At 43.6% G+C, this 1,044-nt stretch carries 1 protein-coding gene and 1 pseudogene; both read left to right on the forward strand.

What is annotated here, in order from left to right:
* The coding region (locus tag A7325_RS00375) for an IS256 family transposase (RefSeq protein ID WP_156508465.1) at nucleotides 1–651 on the forward strand (651 nt) is incomplete at its 5' end.
* Between the two features lie 205 nt (nucleotides 652–856).
* Nucleotides 857–1,044, forward strand: a pseudogene (locus A7325_RS00380) (IS982 family transposase); the annotation flags it as partial.

The raw sequence follows: 1,044 nt of genomic DNA on the forward strand, positions 1-1,044 counted from the left end.
GGCGTGGGACTTGATGGTAGAAAAGAGCTGCTTGGCATGTGGCTATCAGAGAATGAAGGCGCTAAGTTCTGGCTTGGCGTTCTCACTGAACTACAAAACCGCGGGGTACAAGATATCCTAATCGCTTGTGTTGATGGTCTAAAGGGCTTCCCTGATGCCATCAATACCGTTTATCCCAAAGCCAAGGTTCAGCTGTGTATCGTACATATGGTGCGCTATTCGATGAAGTTTGTACCTTGGACAGATAAGAAGGCAATAGCGGCTGATTTAAAAGCCATCTACGGCGCTGATACGCTTGAGATAGCAGAGGCCAATCTTGAACACTTTGATGAGACTTGGGGCACAGAGTACCCACATGTCATCAAGTCTTGGCGTAATAACTGGGAGGGCCTCACGGTGTTCTTTGGTTACCCTAAAGACATCAGAAAAGTCATATATACCACCAATGCTATTGAGTCGCTAAACAGCGTGATTCGTACGGCGGTGAATAAGCGTAAGGTATTTCCCTCTGATCAGGCAGCGTTTAAAGTGGTATATCTAGCAACACAGCAGGCATCCAAGAAGTGGTCGATGCCAATCCGTAACTGGACGTCTGCTCTGAATCGTTTTATGATTATGTTTGATGACCGTATCAGTAAGCATTTAATCTAAATGGCAGTTACACAGAATTCGGGATGGTCTCAGCTGCGCTACATAGACCCTTTCAACTTCAAGAAACTACATTAGACAAGAGTGAACAACGATATTACTTAGATAACCCCAGTTCGGGATAAGGGCTCAAAAAAAGATAAAAAAAGAAGTCCAAAGTTGCTAAAGTAAGTTTACCAAGACCACTTAAGCAAAAAGGACTTCTTACATGGACAACCTAACCGAACTATACTGCCATATTGACGACTTTTATCAGCAATTCAAACCTGAGTTTGAGGCTCACTTAATCGCAACGGGCCGTCAACGGCTAAGAGCATGCAAGATAAGTGTATCAGAGATGATGACCATCTTGGTACTGTTTTATCAACTGCGGTATCGACAGTTTAAGTCTTTTTA

The sequence above is a fragment of the Psychrobacter sp. SHUES1 genome, assembly GCF_001652315.1.
GTDB classification, from domain to species: Bacteria; Pseudomonadota; Gammaproteobacteria; order Pseudomonadales; family Moraxellaceae; genus Psychrobacter; species Psychrobacter faecalis.